Source organism: Streptomyces sp. NTH33 (genome assembly GCF_003236365.1).
Lineage (GTDB): Bacteria > Actinomycetota > Actinomycetes > Streptomycetales > Streptomycetaceae > Streptomyces.
The window spans coordinates 1-727 of record NZ_POTZ01001039.1; the positions used below are offsets into that span (position 1 = coordinate 1).

A 727-nucleotide genomic window follows, 5' to 3' on the forward strand; every position below is an offset into this window, starting at 1 on the left:
GGTGCGGGGCGGTGGGCCCGGGCCCTGGCCGTCCGGTGCGAGAGGGGTGGCTCACGGATGCTCCTGGCCTTCTGGTCCTTCTTGCGCGCCGCCTCCTTCTTGTTGCCTGTGGCGCAACATCGTTGAAAATCTTGCGGCCGTGGCCGGGCGGCTGTCAACCCGGTGATCGCGTCCGGACCTCGTGCGGCCGCCGCCGTACGCCTGCGCATGCCGACCGGACAACAGGGCGCAAAATGGAGAAGTGTTCGCACAGACCCGCCGGTCCTCGGACCGGCGGTCCCGGGAAGACGGCGGGGAAGGCGTGACGCCGATGCCGTCCGCGGGGTGGTTGCGGTCCCTGTTCAGGGTGCGCAGCGTCGCGGGGCAGGTGTTCCTGCTGCAGGTGCTGGTCGTGGTGCTGATCACGGTCGCGGCGCTGGTGGCCCTCGTGGTGCAGGCCCGCGACGGGAGCGTGACCGTGGCCCGGCAGCGGTCCCTGGACGTCGCCGAGACGCTGGCGTACGCCCCGGGCACGCTGCGGGCCGTGACCGGCCCCCACCCCACCGCGGTGCTCCAGCCCGTCGCCGAGAAGATCATGAAGGGGGCCGACGTCGACCTCGTCGTCGTGTACTCCAGGGACGGCATCCGCTACACCCATCCCGACCCGGCCTTCATCGGCAAGCCCGTCCTCAACCACCGCACCCCACCGCCTTCCCCCGTGACCGAGACCGTCGAGACCACCCAGGGG

Annotated in this window: 1 pseudogene; it reads left to right on the forward strand. The window is 71.7% G+C overall.

Features of this window, described 5'->3' with window-relative positions:
• Positions 1-346 precede the first annotated feature (346 nt).
• Positions 347-727, forward strand: a pseudogene (locus tag C1I97_RS38330) (histidine kinase); the annotation flags it as partial.